The organism is Clostridium sp. (genome assembly GCF_032552055.1).
Taxonomy (GTDB): Bacteria; Bacillota; Clostridia; order Clostridiales; family Clostridiaceae; genus Clostridium.
In genome coordinates this window covers 1-17752 of the sequence record NZ_JAWGSV010000038.1, presented here as the reverse complement: position 1 = coordinate 17752, position 17752 = coordinate 1, and the positions used below count along the sequence as shown (strand labels likewise).

The 17752-nt window shown below is 28.5% G+C and carries 17 protein-coding genes and 1 riboswitch; of the genes, 2 read left to right on the top strand and 15 right to left on the bottom strand.

What is annotated here, in order from left to right; all coding sequences use genetic code 11:
• On the bottom strand, window positions 1-176 hold a 176-nt coding region (locus E6248_RS04750; RefSeq protein ID WP_316339666.1), incomplete at its 3' end, for a (2Fe-2S)-binding protein.
• Between the two features lie 245 nt (window positions 177-421).
• Between E6248_RS04750 and pflB the strand changes: the two genes are divergently transcribed.
• On the top strand, window positions 422-2650 hold the full coding sequence (gene pflB, locus E6248_RS04745; RefSeq protein ID WP_316339665.1) for a formate C-acetyltransferase: 2229 nt from the start codon (window positions 422-424) through the stop codon (window positions 2648-2650).
• 79 nt (window positions 2651-2729) lie between these two features.
• Here the strand turns inward: pflB and E6248_RS04740 are convergent, their stop codons facing one another.
• The 5 genes from E6248_RS04740 to E6248_RS04720 all read right to left on the bottom strand — a co-directional run bounded on the left by E6248_RS04740 (window position 2730) and on the right by E6248_RS04720 (window position 8937).
• Window positions 2730-3617, bottom strand: coding sequence for a tocopherol cyclase family protein (locus E6248_RS04740; protein ID WP_316339664.1), 888 nt, complete (start codon window positions 3615-3617; stop codon window positions 2730-2732).
• Window positions 3604-5049 carry an FAD-dependent oxidoreductase gene (locus tag E6248_RS04735; RefSeq protein WP_316339663.1) on the bottom strand — a complete coding sequence of 482 codons (1446 nt, stop codon included), beginning with the start codon at window positions 5047-5049 and terminating at the stop codon, window positions 3604-3606. Before E6248_RS04735 ends, E6248_RS04740 begins: the two co-directional genes overlap by 14 nt.
• Window positions 5050-5080: 31 nt before the next feature.
• Window positions 5081-5533, bottom strand: a complete 453-nt coding sequence (locus E6248_RS04730; protein ID WP_316339662.1) for an iron dependent repressor, metal binding and dimerization domain protein — start codon at window positions 5531-5533, stop codon at window positions 5081-5083.
• A 159-nt stretch (window positions 5534-5692) separates the two neighbouring features.
• On the bottom strand, window positions 5693-7711 hold the full coding sequence (locus E6248_RS04725; protein WP_316339661.1) for a methyl-accepting chemotaxis protein: 2019 nt from the start codon (window positions 7709-7711) through the stop codon (window positions 5693-5695).
• A 263-nt stretch (window positions 7712-7974) separates the two neighbouring features.
• Complete coding sequence (locus E6248_RS04720; RefSeq protein ID WP_316339660.1) at window positions 7975-8937, bottom strand: NAD-dependent epimerase/dehydratase family protein; 963 nt, start codon at window positions 8935-8937, stop codon at window positions 7975-7977.
• Window positions 8938-9200: 263 nt separating this feature from the next.
• Here E6248_RS04720 and E6248_RS04715 point away from each other — a divergent pair, with 263 nt between their 5' ends.
• A complete protein-coding gene (locus E6248_RS04715; protein WP_316339659.1) occupies window positions 9201-9776 on the top strand; it encodes a TetR/AcrR family transcriptional regulator in 576 nt (191 codons plus the stop codon).
• A 123-nt stretch (window positions 9777-9899) separates the two neighbouring features.
• Here E6248_RS04715 and E6248_RS04710 read toward each other — a convergent pair whose 3' ends face one another.
• From E6248_RS04710 to E6248_RS04670, 9 genes are all read right to left on the bottom strand, one after another.
• Window positions 9900-10634: an amino acid ABC transporter ATP-binding protein gene (locus tag E6248_RS04710; protein ID WP_316339657.1), complete on the bottom strand. Its 735-nt coding sequence runs from the start codon at window positions 10632-10634 to the stop codon at window positions 9900-9902.
• Between the two features lie 19 nt (window positions 10635-10653).
• Window positions 10654-11421, bottom strand: coding sequence for an amino acid ABC transporter permease (locus E6248_RS04705; RefSeq protein ID WP_316339656.1), 768 nt, complete (start codon window positions 11419-11421; stop codon window positions 10654-10656).
• A 163-nt stretch (window positions 11422-11584) separates the two neighbouring features.
• Entirely contained in the window at window positions 11585-12400 is an 816-nt protein-coding gene (locus E6248_RS04700; protein WP_316339655.1) for a transporter substrate-binding domain-containing protein, read from the bottom strand.
• A gap of 144 nt (window positions 12401-12544) precedes the next feature.
• A riboswitch (Lysine riboswitch) is annotated at window positions 12545-12728 on the bottom strand.
• 442 nt (window positions 12729-13170) lie between these two features.
• On the bottom strand, window positions 13171-13806 hold the full coding sequence (locus E6248_RS04695; RefSeq protein WP_316339654.1) for a GyrI-like domain-containing protein: 636 nt from the start codon (window positions 13804-13806) through the stop codon (window positions 13171-13173).
• Between the two features lie 161 nt (window positions 13807-13967).
• Complete coding sequence (locus tag E6248_RS04690) at window positions 13968-14303, bottom strand: AzlD domain-containing protein (protein WP_316339653.1); 336 nt, start codon at window positions 14301-14303, stop codon at window positions 13968-13970.
• The gene (locus E6248_RS04685; protein WP_316339652.1) at window positions 14300-15016 is read right to left on the bottom strand and encodes an AzlC family ABC transporter permease; all 717 of its coding nucleotides are present in this window, start codon (window positions 15014-15016) and stop codon (window positions 14300-14302) included. The genes E6248_RS04690 and E6248_RS04685 overlap by 4 nt, the downstream gene beginning before the upstream one ends.
• Before the next feature lie 276 nt (window positions 15017-15292).
• Entirely contained in the window at window positions 15293-16105 is an 813-nt protein-coding gene (locus tag E6248_RS04680) for an alpha/beta hydrolase family protein (RefSeq protein ID WP_316339651.1), read from the bottom strand.
• 218 nt (window positions 16106-16323) lie between these two features.
• Window positions 16324-16578, bottom strand: a complete 255-nt coding sequence (locus tag E6248_RS04675) for a hypothetical protein (RefSeq protein ID WP_316339650.1) — start codon at window positions 16576-16578, stop codon at window positions 16324-16326.
• 9 nt (window positions 16579-16587) lie between these two features.
• Entirely contained in the window at window positions 16588-17166 is a 579-nt protein-coding gene (locus E6248_RS04670) for a TetR/AcrR family transcriptional regulator (RefSeq protein WP_316339649.1), read from the bottom strand.
• Window positions 17167-17752: the final 586 nt, after the last annotated feature.

Here is a 17752-nt window from a genome sequence, read left to right as displayed (position 1 = left end):
CATCTACATACAGATTCTAATATTTCTATAACTTGACTTGTACATCCTCCACAGCAAGTTGCAGCGCCAGTTTCCATCATAATATCCTCTAAATTTCTAGCTCCTTCAAGCATTGCCTTTCTTATCTCTAAGTAGCTAACATCTCTACATCTACAAATTTTTATTTCCCCCGCCATAAAAAACCTCCAAATTTTTTTATAATATACCTTTATATTTTTGAAATTTTCTATATAATTATAAAGGTATGATATTATATAATCAACTTATTTTGCATTTTGAATGTATATTATATTGTTAAATTTTAAACATTTTTCTTGTATTAACTATTATTTGATGCTATAATTTAAATGATAAGCATTATTTGTTGAGAATATATTTCAAGCCTTTAGTGCTACTAATTTCTAAAAAAGGGGTGCAATGTATGAAGCAAGAATGGATTAACTTTAAAGAAGGTCAATGGACTAAGTCTATTGATGTTAGAAACTTTATCCAACTTAACTACACAGAATATAAAGGTGACGACAGCTTTTTAGCTGGAGCTACTGATGCAACTAAAAAATTATGGGATGAAGTAAGTGAACTATTTAAAAAAGAAAGAGAAAACGGTATTTTAGATTTAGATACTGAAACTGTTTCAGGAATAAATGCATATAAAGCTGGATATATAGATCAAGCTTTTGAAAAAATAGTTGGGGTTCAAACTGATGCTCCATTAAAAAGAGCAGTTATGCCTTTTGGTGGAATAAGAATGGCTGAAAATGCTGCAAAATCATATGGCTATGAAGTAAGCCCTAAGATTTGTGAAATATTTACTAAATATAGAAAAACACATAATCAAGGTGTTTTCGATGCTTATACAGATGAAATGAGACTTGCAAGAAAATCTGGTGTTATCACTGGTCTTCCAGATGCTTATGGTAGAGGAAGAATCATAGGTGACTACAGAAGAGTTGCTCTATATGGAGTAGATAGATTAATTGAAGATAAAATGGCTCAAAAGAAGAGTTTAGAAGTTAAATGCATAGATGAAGATATTATTAGATTAAGAGAAGAAATCTCTGATCAAATCCTAGCTTTAAAAGAATTAAAAGGCCTAGCTGAAACTTACGGATTTGATATTTCTAAGCCAGCAACTAATGCTAAAGAGGCTATCCAATGGTTATACTTTGGATTCCTTGGAGCTATAAAAGATCAAAACGGTGCTGCTATGTCTCTTGGAAGAACTTCTACTTTCTTAGATATATATATAGAAAGAGATTTAAAAGCTGGATTAATTACAGAAGAAGAAGCTCAAGAATTAGTTGACCATTTCGTTATGAAATTAAGACTTGTTAAATTCTTAAGAACTCCAGAATACAACGATTTATTCTCAGGAGATCCAACTTGGGTTACTGAATCAATCGGTGGTATGGGATTAGATGGAAGAACTTTAGTTACTAAGAACTCTTTCAGAATTCTTAACACATTATATACTTTAGGACCATCACCTGAACCAAACCTAACTGTACTTTGGTCAACTAGATTACCTCAAGGATTTAAAGATTTCTGTTCAAAGGTTTCTATTGATACAAGCTCAGTTCAATATGAAAATGATGATTTAATGGCTCCATACTGGGGAGATGATTATGCAATTGCTTGTTGTGTATCTGCAATGAGAGTTGGTAAGCAAATGCAATTCTTCGGTGCTAGAGTTAACTTAGCTAAGACTTTACTTTACGCTATAAATGGTGGTAAAGATGAAAAGTACGGAATGCAAGTAGGACCAAAACTAGCTCCTATCACTAGCGAATACTTAAATTATGATGAAGTAATGGAAAAATTCGAAATAATGACAGATTGGTTAGCTAACCTTTATGTTAATACTTTAAATGTTATCCACTACATGCATGATAAGTATTCATATGAAAAATTACAAATGGCTTTACATGACAGAGACGTATTTAGAACAATGGCTTGTGGTATAGCAGGACTTTCAGTTTGTGCTGACTCACTTTCAGCTATTAAATATGCTAAAGTTAAGCCAATAAGAAATGAAGAAGGAGTTGCTATTGATTTTGAAATCGAAGGCGATTTCCCTAAATACGGAAATGATGATGATAGAGTTGATGATATAGCTGTATATCTAGTTGAAAACATGATGAATAAAATCAGACAAAACAAGACTTACAGAAATGCATACCACACTCAATCAGTATTAACTATAACTTCAAACGTTGTTTATGGTAAGAAGACTGGTACTACTCCTGATGGAAGAAAAGCAGGAGAACCATTTGCTCCAGGTGCTAACCCAATGCACGGAAGAGATAATAGTGGTTCATTAGCATCATTAAACTCTGTTGCTAAATTACCATATGAGCATTCACAAGATGGTATTTCAAATACTTTCTCAATAATACCAGATGCTTTAGGAAAAACTCCTGAAGACAGAATTAAGAACTTAAGTTCATTAATGGATGGATATTTTGGTCAAGATGCTCATCACTTAAATGTTAATGTATTTGATAGAGAAACTTTATTAGATGCTATGGATCATCCTGAATTATATCCTCAATTAACTATAAGAGTTTCAGGCTATGCTGTAAACTTCATTAAGTTAACTAGAGAACAACAATTAGATGTTATAAACAGAACATTCCATAAATCAATGTAATATGAAAGGCTGCTGAAAAAGCAGCCTTTTTTTAATTGATAATGGATAAATAATTCCTCTTCTCTCTTACCTATTTTACCTAGCTATTTACATATTCAAAGCTAGCCCTATTACTATCTAAATCAAATATCAATTCATCATTTTTATAAAATTTAAAATTTGCCTTGCATGTAAGATTTTCATATATAGTTCTTACCATTTCTCCTCCATTAGGAGCCAACAGGCCTTGTGGAGATAATTCTTTTATTTTCACTTCTAGTTTATAAGCACCTCTTTTAATCACTAACCCTTTTTCATCATATGAAACTAGTTTAACTCCGTTATATGTAGCTAATCTATACTCCCTACATTTATAATAAACTACTGCTATGCATCCCTTAAACTCAAAACCTAAGAATGGTATATCAGCAATAGATACCATTATACTAGTATCATCTACTGAAAAATCATTACATTGTACCCATAAATACCTATTTGGAAAAGACTTTCCCCAATCTTTTTCTATGTATCCAAAGTCATTATTAAAGGTTATTTCTTTATTATTTAATATTAAAGTTCCATTTACCTTATGATTTAAGCTTAAAACACCATGGAAACATTCCATAAATGGAAAGTATGCAAAAGGCCCCATAATATCTCCTTTTATTGGAGTAATATCATTATAAATAAGCCTCCCTTTAATATTAATATCTTTACTTTTAATACTTAAAATCACCCCTTTAGTAGAAAAAATGTTATCTTTTATTTTTATTGTAAGCTTATCATCACTTATAGAAAAATCCTTAAAATTATAATTAACATTATAAGCTTTTTCTTCAGTTATTATTTGAATAAAAGCATACTTATTTCCATCCTTACTAATATTAATTCCAGGTATCAGGGCTATGCTAAAATCTTTAGATTGTTGTTTAAAATACCATCCTTCAAAAAAACTTTTCTTCTTATGATAATTATCACTCTTCTTCATACTTTAACACTTTAATTGAAGGTGAGTCTAAGAAATTCCCCTTATAATCAAATCTTGATCCGTGACAAGGACAATCCCATGATAAATCATCATTATTCCATTTTAATTCACACCCTAAATGAGGACATTTATTAGATACTGTATGAACTTCTCCATTTTTAGTTTTATAAATTCCAACTTTCTTTCCTTCATGTATAATTACATCTGCTTCACCATTATTAACATTTTCAATAGTTGATAGTGGAAGCCTTACCTTTTCTGCTATAAAATTATAGGTGGTTTCAAATCCATCTACAGCTAAGTTTTTAATTGATGCTGTAAAATCAAACCTAGTTGGTGAGAATATTTCATTAAAATCATACTCTTTACCTGTAATTAACCCACTAATTATAATTGCAGAAACCATAGATGAGGTCATTCCCCACTTATTAAATCCAGTCGCTACATATACATTAGGCATTTCTTTTGAATAATATCCTATAAAAGGAATACCATCAGAAGTAATACAGTCCTGAGCTGACCAGTGATACTCTTCTACTGAGTTTTCAAAGTGCTTTTTAGCAAAATTTCTAAGCTTATCATAAGCTCCACCAGCTTCATTATTCCCCGTTCTACCAGCAGCGCCACCAAGTATTAAGTAATCCTTATATCTTCTAAAAGAATATCCTCCATCCTTTTCATCTATATACATTCCATTTAATATTTGAGCATTTTTTAAAGCAATAACATATTCTCTTTCTTGATGCATCCTTAAGAAATAGAACCCTGGGACATTTATAATTGGAAAATGAGTCGCAACTACTATATGTTTTGCTTTTATTTCTCCCTTATCAGTTATTACTGTATTTTCCTTAACTTCTATAGCTTTAGTATTTTCATATATAGTTAAGTCCTTTGCTATAAAATTTAAAAACTTTACAGGATTATAATTAGCTTGATTCTTAAACTTAACAGCCTTTGCAACTTCAAATGGAAGTTCTGTTTTATCTACTAATTCTGCATCAATTCCTAATTTCATAGCTGCTTCATATTCCTTGATAATCTTTTTAGGGTCATCTAAAGAATAAACATAAGCATCTTCTTTTTCGAATTCACAATCAATATTATTCTTTTTTATTATTTCCTCATAATTCTCTAAAGCAAGTTTATTGGCATCTGCATATTTCTTAGCATTTTCTTCTCCAAACTCCTTAATTAATTTATCATATATAATATTATGTTGTATTGTTATCTTAGCAGTAGTGTTAATAGTATTTCCCTTTAATACCTTTCCCCTATCTATTACTATTGCCTCTACTCCTTTTTCCTTAAGCATATATGCTGTAAGTAACCCTACAATTCCTCCCCCTATAATTAAAACCTCAACCTCCTTAGAATTATTTAATGCTCCTCTATCTTTAATATCATAACTTTCACTCCAAATTGATTTCATAGTATCACTCCTAAATAATAATATTTTCTTATTATTTAGTCTTACCTAATTTCTCTTTAATTATTGGATGATTATTAATTATTTCTATAAAGTTTTCAATTTTCTCAAATGTATCTTTACTTAATACATGTTCTATTTTTTCTGTTTCTTCTAATACATTCTTAGTGACTCCTATAATTTTCAAGAATTTTTCAACAGTATTATGCCTATATAATAAATATTCTCCGTATATTTTTCCATCTTCAGTTAATCTTATATATCCATATCTCTCATAACTTACTAAACTAATTTCATTTAATTTCTTTATCATCTTAGTTGTAGATGCTGGTCTAACATTAAGTTCCTTAGATAAATCTACTACTCTAGTGAATCCCTTATCACAAGATAACCTATAAATCATCTCTATATAGTCCTCCATAGAAGCTGTTATAATCCCTATATTAGACTTAAAATAATTATTAAATGTATAAAATCCATTTGACATAATAATTCCCCCGCCCCATTATTCCCTCAATATATCTATATTGTATATTTCAATATTAATTCATAAATATTTCCTCTTAACTAAAAAAAGTGATTATACCAACATTGACTAAAATCAATATGATATAACCACCTTTAATTAAATATAAATCTTATTATATTAAATTTTAAATTTATTAATCACTTCATTTAAATTTTGAGAATTATCTTTTAAACCTTCTGCTTCATTAGCTATTTCTTGTAATCCAGAAGATTGTTCTTCTGAAGCTGCACTTAATTCTTCAGTAATTGCTGCTGTTTCTTGCCCTACTGCTGCTACTTCTGATATTTTAAATACAACATTATCTTTATTTATAGTAATTTGATCTAGTGAATCTGTCACTTCTCTAATATTAGTTTCTAACTCATTAATTATTTTATCAATTACTTCAAACTTAATTTTAGTTGAAACTAGACTTTCACCAGTTTCATCATTTAATTTGCTAGTTTTTAATATCTCTCTATCTAATTCACTTATGCTTCTCTTAATTTCATCTATTACTAAATTAATTTCTGATGCTGATTTTGCTGACTCTTCAGCAAGTTTTCTTACCTCTTCAGCTACTACTGCAAATCCCTTACCTACTTCTCCAGCTCTAGCGGCTTCAATACTTGCATTTAAAGCTAGAAGATTAGTTTGTTCAGTAATTGATTTAATTACTTCTACTATAATCCCTACCTGATTTGATTTTTCAGATAATAAATTAACTTTATTGACTATATTATCATTTGCTTCTTTATTTTCAGAATACTTTTCACTTAATTCTTCAATAGCTAACATACCTTCTTGAGAAGAAGACTTAACTTCTTTTGAAGTTTTAAGCATTTTTTCAGAGCTTGCAAGGGATTTATCAATCTCTTCTTCAAGTCCACCTACTATTCTAACACTTTCATCTAATTGTGCTGCTTGATTAGTTGCTCCTTGTGCAATTTCTTGTACTGATTTAGCTATTTCTTCCCCTACATTACTAGATTCTGAAATAATTCTAAATAAAGTAGCACATCCCTCATTAACACTTTCTGAAGAATCTTTAACTCTATCTAATAAAACTCCCATATCATGTACTAGGGCATTAGCTCCTTCTAACATAGATGTTACTTCTATATTATAATGCTCATTTATCTCTGCATATTCAGTGAAGTTACCATCTTTTATTTTATTTATAATTTTAACTACTTCCTTAATAGGAGATGTTAATTTTCTTGTAAATATTCTTGAAGAAATTATCAATACTACAATTGCTAAAACCAAAATTATAGCAGGTATTACAAGTTCTTTTACATATAAAGATATAAGTTCCTTACTTTGTACAAATACACAAATTGTATATCCACTTTCCTTTTCAATAACTCTATTTACTGAGTAAATTAAATCATTTATTTTAATATACTCACTTTTTCCATCCTCAATATTAAGAACCTTTTCTATCCACGGTAGATCATTAACATTTTTTCCTATCATATCAGAATCTTCATCAGCAATTATAGTTCCATTAGGTGTAAAGATAGTTGAATAAGCACTATTCATATTATCTATCTTCTTAACTGTCTCTGATAATTTCTCTAAATCCTTATCTACACCTATAACTCCTTGTAACTCTCCATTATCATTATATACGGCCTTTGAATATGATACCATCATCTCCCCAGTCACTGCACCAGTATATACATCTGATACTACTACTTCATTAGGATTGTTTACAGCATCCTTGTACCAATCTCTTTGTCTTGGATCAAATCCAACTTCAATTTCAGCATAAGGAACAACAATGAACTTTCCATCTTCACTTGCCATATAGACATTAGCTATGTCATCATTTGAACTTAAAAAGTTCTCTAATCCTTTTTGTAACCACATTGATTCATCATTCTTACTATCTTTAAGACCTTTAGCATTAGCGTCTGATGCTAAAAACTCTAAATTTTTATCAGTATTTATATGATCAATAGCTAAAGACTCCTTAATTAAATTTTCATTTCCCTTAATAATAGAATTGTTTACATTTATGATATTTCTACTTAAAGAATATGAGTTCACTACAACAATCAATATTATTGGTATTATTGAAGTTACTAATAATAAATTATATATTTCTCTCTTTAAGGAAATTCTTTTCATTTTAATTTTCTTATCTCCCATTTTTTCCTCCTTAAGTTTTAATATTATCTATATATTTTATTTATCGTAACTTATTCGTTAAAATTAATACAAATTCTGATATTATTTGACCTATTTTTACATATCCTTTTAAATTTAATCTATAAGCACACTTTATATTATATTAAATAAATTTAAAAGATTTTAAAATAAGAATGTCCTTAAGTATATTCTATTTATCTAGTTTTTAATAAAAAGAGCAGTAAACCTTTTTAAATTTACTGCTTAAATTAACTTATTTATTTTTACACTTGTTTCATTTCCTCTAAACCGTCCTCGTAATTGACTACAGGTATATATCCAAGTTCATTTTTAATTTTATCAATCATATATGATCTCGACATTCCAATAAAAGCTAGATCAAATCTTGTTAATGGTGGATAACTTTTTAGTTTTAATAATTTCCATATTCCTTCTACTATATATGCAAATGGACGTGCAACAAAACCTGGTATACTTTTATTTAATACTTCTATACCTTGGGTAGAAAATAGATCAGAAAAAAACACTTTAGTAGTTTTAGGACTATCATCCGTTACGAAAAATATGTCTTTGTCTTTTCCTTTATAGCTTGAAAGAGCAATTGCTTCAGATACGTTATCAACATGTACCATATCAATTATGATATTCCCATGGTCAATCCATTGAAATTGACCATTTTTAACTTTGTTTATCATAGTTTGCATAGCAGGAACTCCCGGTCCCCAAATGAAGGTAGGCCTTATAATTATCCTGTCAATATTTAAATTTTTTTGTAGTATATTCTTTTCGGCAATCATTTTTGACTTTCCATAATAAGAATTAGGTTCATTCGGATATGGGGTGCTTTCATCAATGCTTATTAAAGCTTTTTTATCCTGAAGTACAGACTCAGAGCTTATATATATAAATTTCTTTACTCCATTCTGTTCCGAAAACTTAAGAATATTTTCCGTTGCATCAATAATTAATTCTTGATACATACTCCATTCCCCCCAGAAAACAACTGGAGCCGCCATATGAATTACTACATCCATTCCTTTAAGATTGTGCTCCCACTCATTTATATTTTCAAGTGTCCCCTTTACATACTTCACATTAACATTTTTTTCAATTTCCATTTTTTCTAGATTTCTAACTAATATATAAAGTTGATTATTATCAGCCAAAAGCCTTTTCACTACTCTCTTCCCAAGAAATCCAGTTCCACCAGTTATAAATATTTTCATTTTACATCTTCTCCTTTTAAATTATTAAAGTAATTAATTTTAACTTAGTAGTTATTACACTCAATCCCATTCCAAAGTATTTATATAAGTTTCTTTTTCACTGATAATAGTGAAATTTTCTAAATTTTTATAATAGTATATTTTTAGACAGTTGTAAAATATATAATATTATGATAAATTATACATAAATCTAAATCAATAAACAAAGAAAACAGCTTGTTTAAAATTAGACATAATTTTAAAATTGCAAAAGGAAGTGAAAAATGAAATACGATCTATCAAAAAAAATGACCCGTGGTGCAAAGAGAACTTTAGAATCTTTTACAAAGACTATGTTTACTCTTTTATCAAAAAAGCCATTTGAAAACATTAGCGTTAATGAGATTTGTGAAGTAAGTAATTTCCCAAGAGCAACTTTTTATAATTACTTTGATGACAAATATGACTTACTAAATTATTGCTGGTATTTAATAAGTAGTGAAATTAATCTAAAAGATCATAATTTAATATCTTCTGAAGAAGTAATAAATGTTTTATTTGATCGTCTTTATAACTTATTTAACAAACATAGTAAATTATTAGCTAAAATTCTAAGGAATAATCCATCCAATAGCCCTTTACTTAATCACTATCATTTATATTTGAAACATACAATGCAAATGGTTTTTAATGAATGTATTGATTTTGATAATAAAAACATCCCACTGGAAATAATAGCTGTCCATTTTAGTAATACTCTACTAATTATATTAGAAGCTGCTTTTTTTAGCCCAGAACCAATAAGTTTAGAAGAAGCACATAAATATTTAAATTATCTTTTAGGCCATCTATTAAAATAAAATCAATTCTATAATCTATATACGACAAATATTAAAACAAGATATTCTAATAAGATTAACAAATAAAAAAGAAGCTGATTTCAGCTTCTTTTTAGATAATTATTTATATGGTTAAATAATTGCTTATTTTAATGTTCTCTTTAGGAATTCACGAGTACGTTCCTTCTTAGGATTATTAAAGATTTCTTCAGGCGTTCCTTCTTCTTCTATTATTCCATTGTTCATAAATACTACCCTATCTGCAACTTCTCTTGCAAATTCCATTTCATGTGTAACTACAAGCATTGTAAGTCCTGTTTCAGCAAGTTCCTTCATTACTTTTAGAACTTCTCCTACCATTTCAGGATCTAAAGCTGAAGTTGGTTCATCGAATAATATTACATCTGGTTCCATAGATAATGCTCTTGCTATTGCAACTCTTTGCTTTTGACCACCTGATAATTGTTTTGGTTTAGCATTTATATATTTCCCCATTCCAACTACATCTAAGAATTTCATAGCAATTTCTTCTGCTTCTGATTTACTTCTTTTTAAAACTTTAAGTTGTCCAACAACGCAATTACTTAATACATTATGATTATCAAATAAATTAAATTGTTGGAATACCATTCCAAGTTTAGTTCGATACTTGTATATATCATGATTATCATCTAATATATTTTCATTATTATAGATAATTTCTCCACCTGAAGGCTTTTCAAGTAAGTTTACACATCTTAAAAGAGTAGATTTACCTGATCCAGATGAACCTATAATACATACAACTTCACCTTTCTTAACTGAAAAGTTAATATCCTTTAAAACCTCATGATCTCCAAAGGATTTATTTAAATGTTTTATTTCTATAACATTTTCCATTTGATCTCCTCCTTATGCACTAAACTTCTTTAGCCTTTCTTACTATATCCTCAGCTCTTGCTACTTGCATTTGATTTCCTGCAATAATGTAGTTTTCTGGCCCATCTATCTTCTTTTCTATGAATCTTAGTATTCTTGTAATTGTAAATGTCATTATAAAATAAAGAATACATGCTACGAAGAATGACTCAAAGTATCTAAAATTATTTCCTGCTACTGATTTAGTTTGGAAGAATAATTCAGATACAGCAATGACATTTAATACTGATGTATCTTTAATATTTATAACAAACTCATTACCTGTAGCTGGTAATATATTTCTTACTACTTGAGGTAAAACTATATTTCTCATAGTTTGAAAATGATTCATACCTATAGCTTGAGCTGCTTCAAATTGCCCCTTATCTACAGATATAATACCACCTCTAACTATTTCAGCCATATAAGCCCCAGTATTAATTGAAACTATTAATAACCCTGCAAATGTTTTATTTATATCTATTGAAAAAGCTGCTGCAGATCCATAATAAATAACCATAGCTTGTACAATCATTGGTGTACCACGGAAAAACTCTATATATGCTGATAAAATTCCATTTACTATCTTTAAAAATATTTTTTTCGCTCCCTTTTCTGGAACTGGTATAGTCTTTACAACACCAATAACAAGTCCTATTAAAGTACCTACTAAAGTACCAATTATAGATATATATAATGTCACCCAAGCTCCACGAAGAAACATAGGTCCATTCTCTTGCACTATTCTAATTATCCAATCTAAACTCATAAAAAAACTCTCCTTATATGACTACTAAAGGTAGCCAAATTAATAATTAAGAATGAATAATCATTGAAGTGATTTACTCCAAATTACATCAATAACTTTATTTCAAAAAATCTGTAAATAGTTTTCTCATCAATTATTCATTCTTCATTGTGCGAAAGCACTACTATTGTGCTGCTGGTTGATTTTTAATCGCTTCGTCCATTATTTGTAATCTTTCTTCTTCAGAGATTCCTTTTAATGCTTCATTGATTTTATCTTTTAATTCACTATCTTTCTTTAACCCTACAGCAATTGCAGTATCTTCTTCAGAAGTAACAAAACCTTCTTTGAATTCTACCATTGTAAAGTTATCATTTGCCATTTGAGCACTTAATGCTTCTGGTCTTTCAGTTACATATCCATCAATAACTCCTGATTCTAAAGCAACTCTCATAGCTGGGAAATCACTCATAGCTGGTTGCTTATTAACATTAGGTATTTGATCTACAACTGTATAATGGAATGTGTTTAATTGTCCTGTTATCTTAGCTCCTGAAAAATCTTTTAATGTTTCAGCATTTTCATAAGCTCCACCTTTTTTCACTAGCATAACTAAATCTGATTTATAATAAACATCTGTAAAATCTATAGTTTCTTTACGTTCTGCTGTTGGTGACATACCAGCAATAATTGCATCTATCTTATTTGATACTAATGAAGGAACTAGCCCGTCCCATTCTGTCTTAACAACAACTAATTTCTTGCCTAAAGAATCAGCTAACTTCTTTGCAATTTGAATATCATATCCACCAGCATATTCTGAACTTCCATCTATTTTAACTGCTCCATTAGAATCATCTAATTGAGTCCAGTTAAATGGTGCATATCCTGCTTCTAATCCGATTCTAAGTACATCTTCTTCTTCCTTAGATCCACAACCTGTTAAAGTAAACACTGTAGTAACAATAAATAAAAGTAATAATGATAATTTTTTCTTCATGATAAATCTCTCCTTATTTTTTAAAATAAAAATACCAGCCCTATGAGGCTGGTGCTATCTTAAATAATCAGATAAGATATTATAAAAACAAATGAGCCCTTGGGCTCATATTAAATTCATAATTACTTAACCCTCATCTTTCCCATTTGAGATAGCACAACTTAATAAACCGGGAAGCTTATTAAGACAGTCCTGCAGCTCTTAACTACAGACCCAGCAAGTAATACTGAGAAATATTACAAACTTCGGCAAAATCTCCTTCTCCTTAGCTTCAAAGCACTCTCAAGCTCCACTAAAGACTGTTAGGTTCTGCGCCTCTACCTCACAGCAAAGTGAGGTATTTATTAAATTTACATTAAGTTTACATCTTATTAACATTAATGTCAAGGGCTTATCCTACATTTTATTCTTTTATATATATTTTTCATAATATAGATATATTTTACATATACAAATCCATAATATATCAATTATTAGCCATTGAAAATAACTAATAATTGATAGTTAATATTTTAAAAATGAATAATCTATGAAGTTATTTATTCCAAATTACTTCTAATAAAAAACATAAAAATAAGGACTTTCTTTATATTATAATTATTTTTATTAATTTATAAACCTTCTTTAGAAGTTTTTTTCAACAATTTTCTTTATTACCACTGGTATTATTACCTGCTAATTCTATATTGTAATAATTACTTCTGTAATATAGTTCTCTGGATTCCCTTTAAAAACCATGCCTGGTCCTTTATGATATATCAATCTTGATTTTAATCAATCTTTTTAATAGGATGTCTAACTACCGTTTTCAATCTACTTATATCACATTTTCTTGGATCACTTATATAAATTTCATGGTGATACCTTTCTTCATTAATATCAACCTTATATCCATTTTCTAAAGCAAACTTATGCATGGCTTCAACAGTTTTAGGTTCATCATCATAAGGACCAATATGCATACATTGAACAGCAAATCCTTCTTCATATGTTAAAAATTCAACCTTAGAATAATCAATTTTCTTCTTTCTTGTAGCCTCTTCTATAGCCCATTCAAAGTCTTCTTTCCTAATAAAATCAGGTATTCTAATAATTGATATCCACTTAAAACTATCCTTATTTGAATAGTCAACTCCTTTAATTCCTTCTTGCCACCAAAAACCTTCTAATGGCGGTACAACATATTGAAAATAGTCCTTAATTTTATAATTTCCCTTATAACTCATCTTTAAAGTATAGGCAATTCCATAAAGTAATCCAACAGCCTTGCTATACTCTCCATCTTCTTCATTAGGATTACCCTTTCCCCTTACAGCAATAAAATTCATTTTAGGAATTTCCACTATAGTAGGCTTCTTAGGTGGCATATAAAATTCCTTATATTCCTTCTTGTAATCAAATGCCATTTCTCTTCCTCTCTTTCATTGTAGTAATATAATACTTTTATAAATATAGAATAAGACTATCTAGTTTTATATTTATAACTAATAATTCTATAATTCGGTTAATTAATACTCTTTATACTTCTATTATATAATCTACTCTATAGGTAAGAGTCAACATATTCTTAAACAAAAACCACCTGAACTAGAAACATATAAATAACTGTACCAGCACCAATACTTAATAGAGTATTTTCCTTCCAGTAGTGAAGCCCAATAATACAAGCAATAGCTATGAATTCAGGAATCCAAAGTGAAATGCTAGTAAAGCTTACATTCTTAAGACAATAAATTACTAAAAGTCCTATTGCTGCATAAGGCAATACTTCTCCAAGATAATTTATATATGTATTATCCTTATTATGATTTTTAAACAATATAAAAGGTAAGAATCTAGTAATCATTGTCCCTATAACTACCATAAGAATTATAATTAATGTTTGAATAGGTGTTAAAGTCATTGAATTCCCTCCTCTTTTAGATTTTCCTCTTGTTCAAATCTCTTTTGAGTTATTGATAATACAGCTATAATTGCAATCATAGAAGGAATTATAAAACTGCCTGGCCCAAATATAACTAAAGAAACTACTGAGCATAAAATACCAATGATAGCTGCTTTATGATCCTTATTGCTTTTCCATTGTCCAACAAATATTACTACAAACAGTGCAGTTAAAACAAAATCTAATCCCTTAGTATTAAATGTAACCACATTACCTAGTAATGAACCAATTACAGATCCCACTGCCCAATATGTATAATTAAGTAAAGTTATAAAAAATCTAAACCACTTATCACTTACCCCTTCTGGTGGTTCTTTAGCACATACTATTGAAAATGTCTCATCACATAATCCAAATATAAGGTATGGCTTTAACTTTCCTGTGTCCTTATATTTGTCCAACATTGAAATACCATAAAACAAATGACGGGCATTTATCATTAATGTCATTAATAATGCGTATATAGGGTTAAAAGCAGTAGTAAGAAATGTAACTGCTACAAATTGTGCTGACCCTGCATAAACAATTAAGCTCATTAAAAGTGTCCAGCCAACACCATACCCCTTACTATTCATTAATATACCATAGGCAATACTCAAAAAAATAAATCCTGTAAAAACAGGAATAGTTAATGGAAATGCTGCCTTTAATGCCTTAATTTTTTCTTCCATATTTTCCACCTCACTAAAGTAATAAATTATACATTTTATCTCTATTGTATTTCTTTCTATAACTTAAAATAATTAATCTATTTTAGATTAACTTTTTTATTTGAAAATTTTAGTTACCAACTATACTACCATTTTATTCTTTTTATGTAAAATATAATTCTTTATTAAGGTTATATATTATTTAAAATAAAAAACTCTATTAAGAAGATATAATTTTAGTTAATCTCCTTAATAGAGTTTAATTCAAAGAATAAATTAGCTTTCTAGTACATTTTTTTATTCATTTCTTAAATCACTAAACCATTTTAACACATTTTGTATTTCTCTATCCCAACATGTCCAATTATGCTCTCCCCCTGAATGGTTAGCATCTAAATCCATTCCTATAGCCTTTATTTCATCCTCAAATTCCAAATTACAAGTATACAAGAAATCTTCTGTTCCACACCATGAATAAAGCTTAGGTCTTTCTTCAATTTTAATTTCCTTATTCTCTAATATGGAATCTGCAAGATAAACTAAGTCACTTTCAGAGCCTCTTATATTTTCAAGTCTTCCATATATGCCTTCCCAAAAAGGTCTTCTACTTTTAAATCTTTCAATATTTGAATCACTTGCAATTTCTAATGGACCTGATAATGATGCAGCTGCCTTAAATCTTTCTGGCTTGGATAAAGCTAGCTTAAATGCTCCATGTCCCCCCATAGATGCTCCCACTACAAATGTATCTTCCTTTTTATCTGATATATTAGCAAAATGCTCCTTACAAAAGTTAGGAAGTTCTTCTGAAATAAATGTCCAATATTTAGGACCATAAGCATTATCTCTATAGCCTCCTAATTGAGTCGTTGGCATAACTACTGCAAACCCATACTGTGATGCATACCTTTCTATGGAGGTTCTACGCATCCAAATACTTTCATCATTTCCTAAACCATGTAATAAATATATTACTGGATATCCATCTTTATTATAATTATCATAATCCTTATCATCTATTTGATTTGTTTTTCTTTGAGGAATAAGAACATTTAAATTAGTATTAATACCTAATGCATTTGAGAAATAATTTACTTCAAATAAAACCATCAATATCCTCCTTAAAATTACTACTATTATGTTATTATATACCTAAATACTCAAAATATATAGATAATTTGTATTAAGTAATAATAACTTTTAAATAAACCTTAACTATAATGACAGCAATTATTGACTATATTTGTATTTTCAATTGAATTGTTGAAATAAAAGAAGAGCTGTATAAGATTGAGTTTATTAATTCAATCTATACAGCTCCTTATATTTTACTTAGATTCAATTCTTTTTAAATTAATAATATTAGAAATCCCTGTAACTACACCAGCAATTATTGTACCTGTACCAAATATAGCACCTTGAGTTAATCCATATATTCCACCTATAACTAAAGCTCCACCTATACCTAGTCCTGCAATGGAACCAATCTTTGCAATTTTCTTAGATGGATATATTCCTTCTGCTGCTTTTTTTGAAATTTCCATATACTTTTTATTGTGCTCTTTTAAATTTATAGTTTTCATATTACCCTCCTATTCAAAAATACTATCTATTAGATTATCAATCATAAAGTCAAATACATTTATCGGATCACATAACATATTATCTTTTTGAGTTATAGTAATTAACATTGCAGATAAAACAGAAATAGCTAAACTTTCTTCAATCTTCAATTTAAGAAAAGGCTTATTTAACATACCTTTTGCACCAATGTAACTTTTGTTAGATAATTCATTTCTTTCTTCTTCGCTTAATTTATTAAAGAAACTTATAAAATCTACACTCTTTGTGTCATACATAAAACTACTATTATTATACTCACTAAAAATTTCTTTAAGGGCATCAGCTACGCCATTTTTATTAGGATTCATAGCAATTTTTTCTTCAACAACTTTATATAAATTTTCTTGGACCTCTTTTAATGTATTATAAAAAAGTTCTTCTTTAGTTTTAAAGAAAATATAAAAAGCTCCTTTAGAAATACCAGCATTTTTACATAGTTCATCAACACTAGTTTTTTTATATCCGTACCTTTGCCAACTATATTTGCATTCTTCTATTAGTTTTTTAGTAATTATTTTCTTCTCATCATCAGTGAAACCCTTAGGCATACTACCACCTCTTTCAATATATATGACTAAAAACATTTTTATAGTCATATATATTATGCTTATTCATAAACTAGGTCAAATATGATTTATATTTAAAATTTTTAATAAAGAAAATCAAGGTTTCTAGTACCTTATAAATATATATTTAAGAATTAACCTGAAGAAAGTCATGGTCTTAAATAAAATCATTAAAAAGTAACATTATTTATAATACTTCTAAGCTATTCTTACATACTGCTTATCTTCTGTTAAAACATGCTGAACTAACCATTCTGTGAGGAATTTCATTAACTCAAGTAAATGACTTTGTTGATCTTCATCAATAATATTATAATCTATTGAATCAATTTTATTTATTAATTATAAAATCATTAATATATAGCTCATAAATTCTATTAACTAGCCTACCTTATTTTCCTCAATATCATTTCTACTATCTCTCCCATTAATGTTCCCCAAAATTAATTGCAAAATAATTATAATGTAGTACCATTATTAAATTAAATGAAATTATATATAATGTTATGTTAAACTTGGTAGTCTAATTCACTTTATAAATTATTTCAAAATATAAAAAAGAAATATA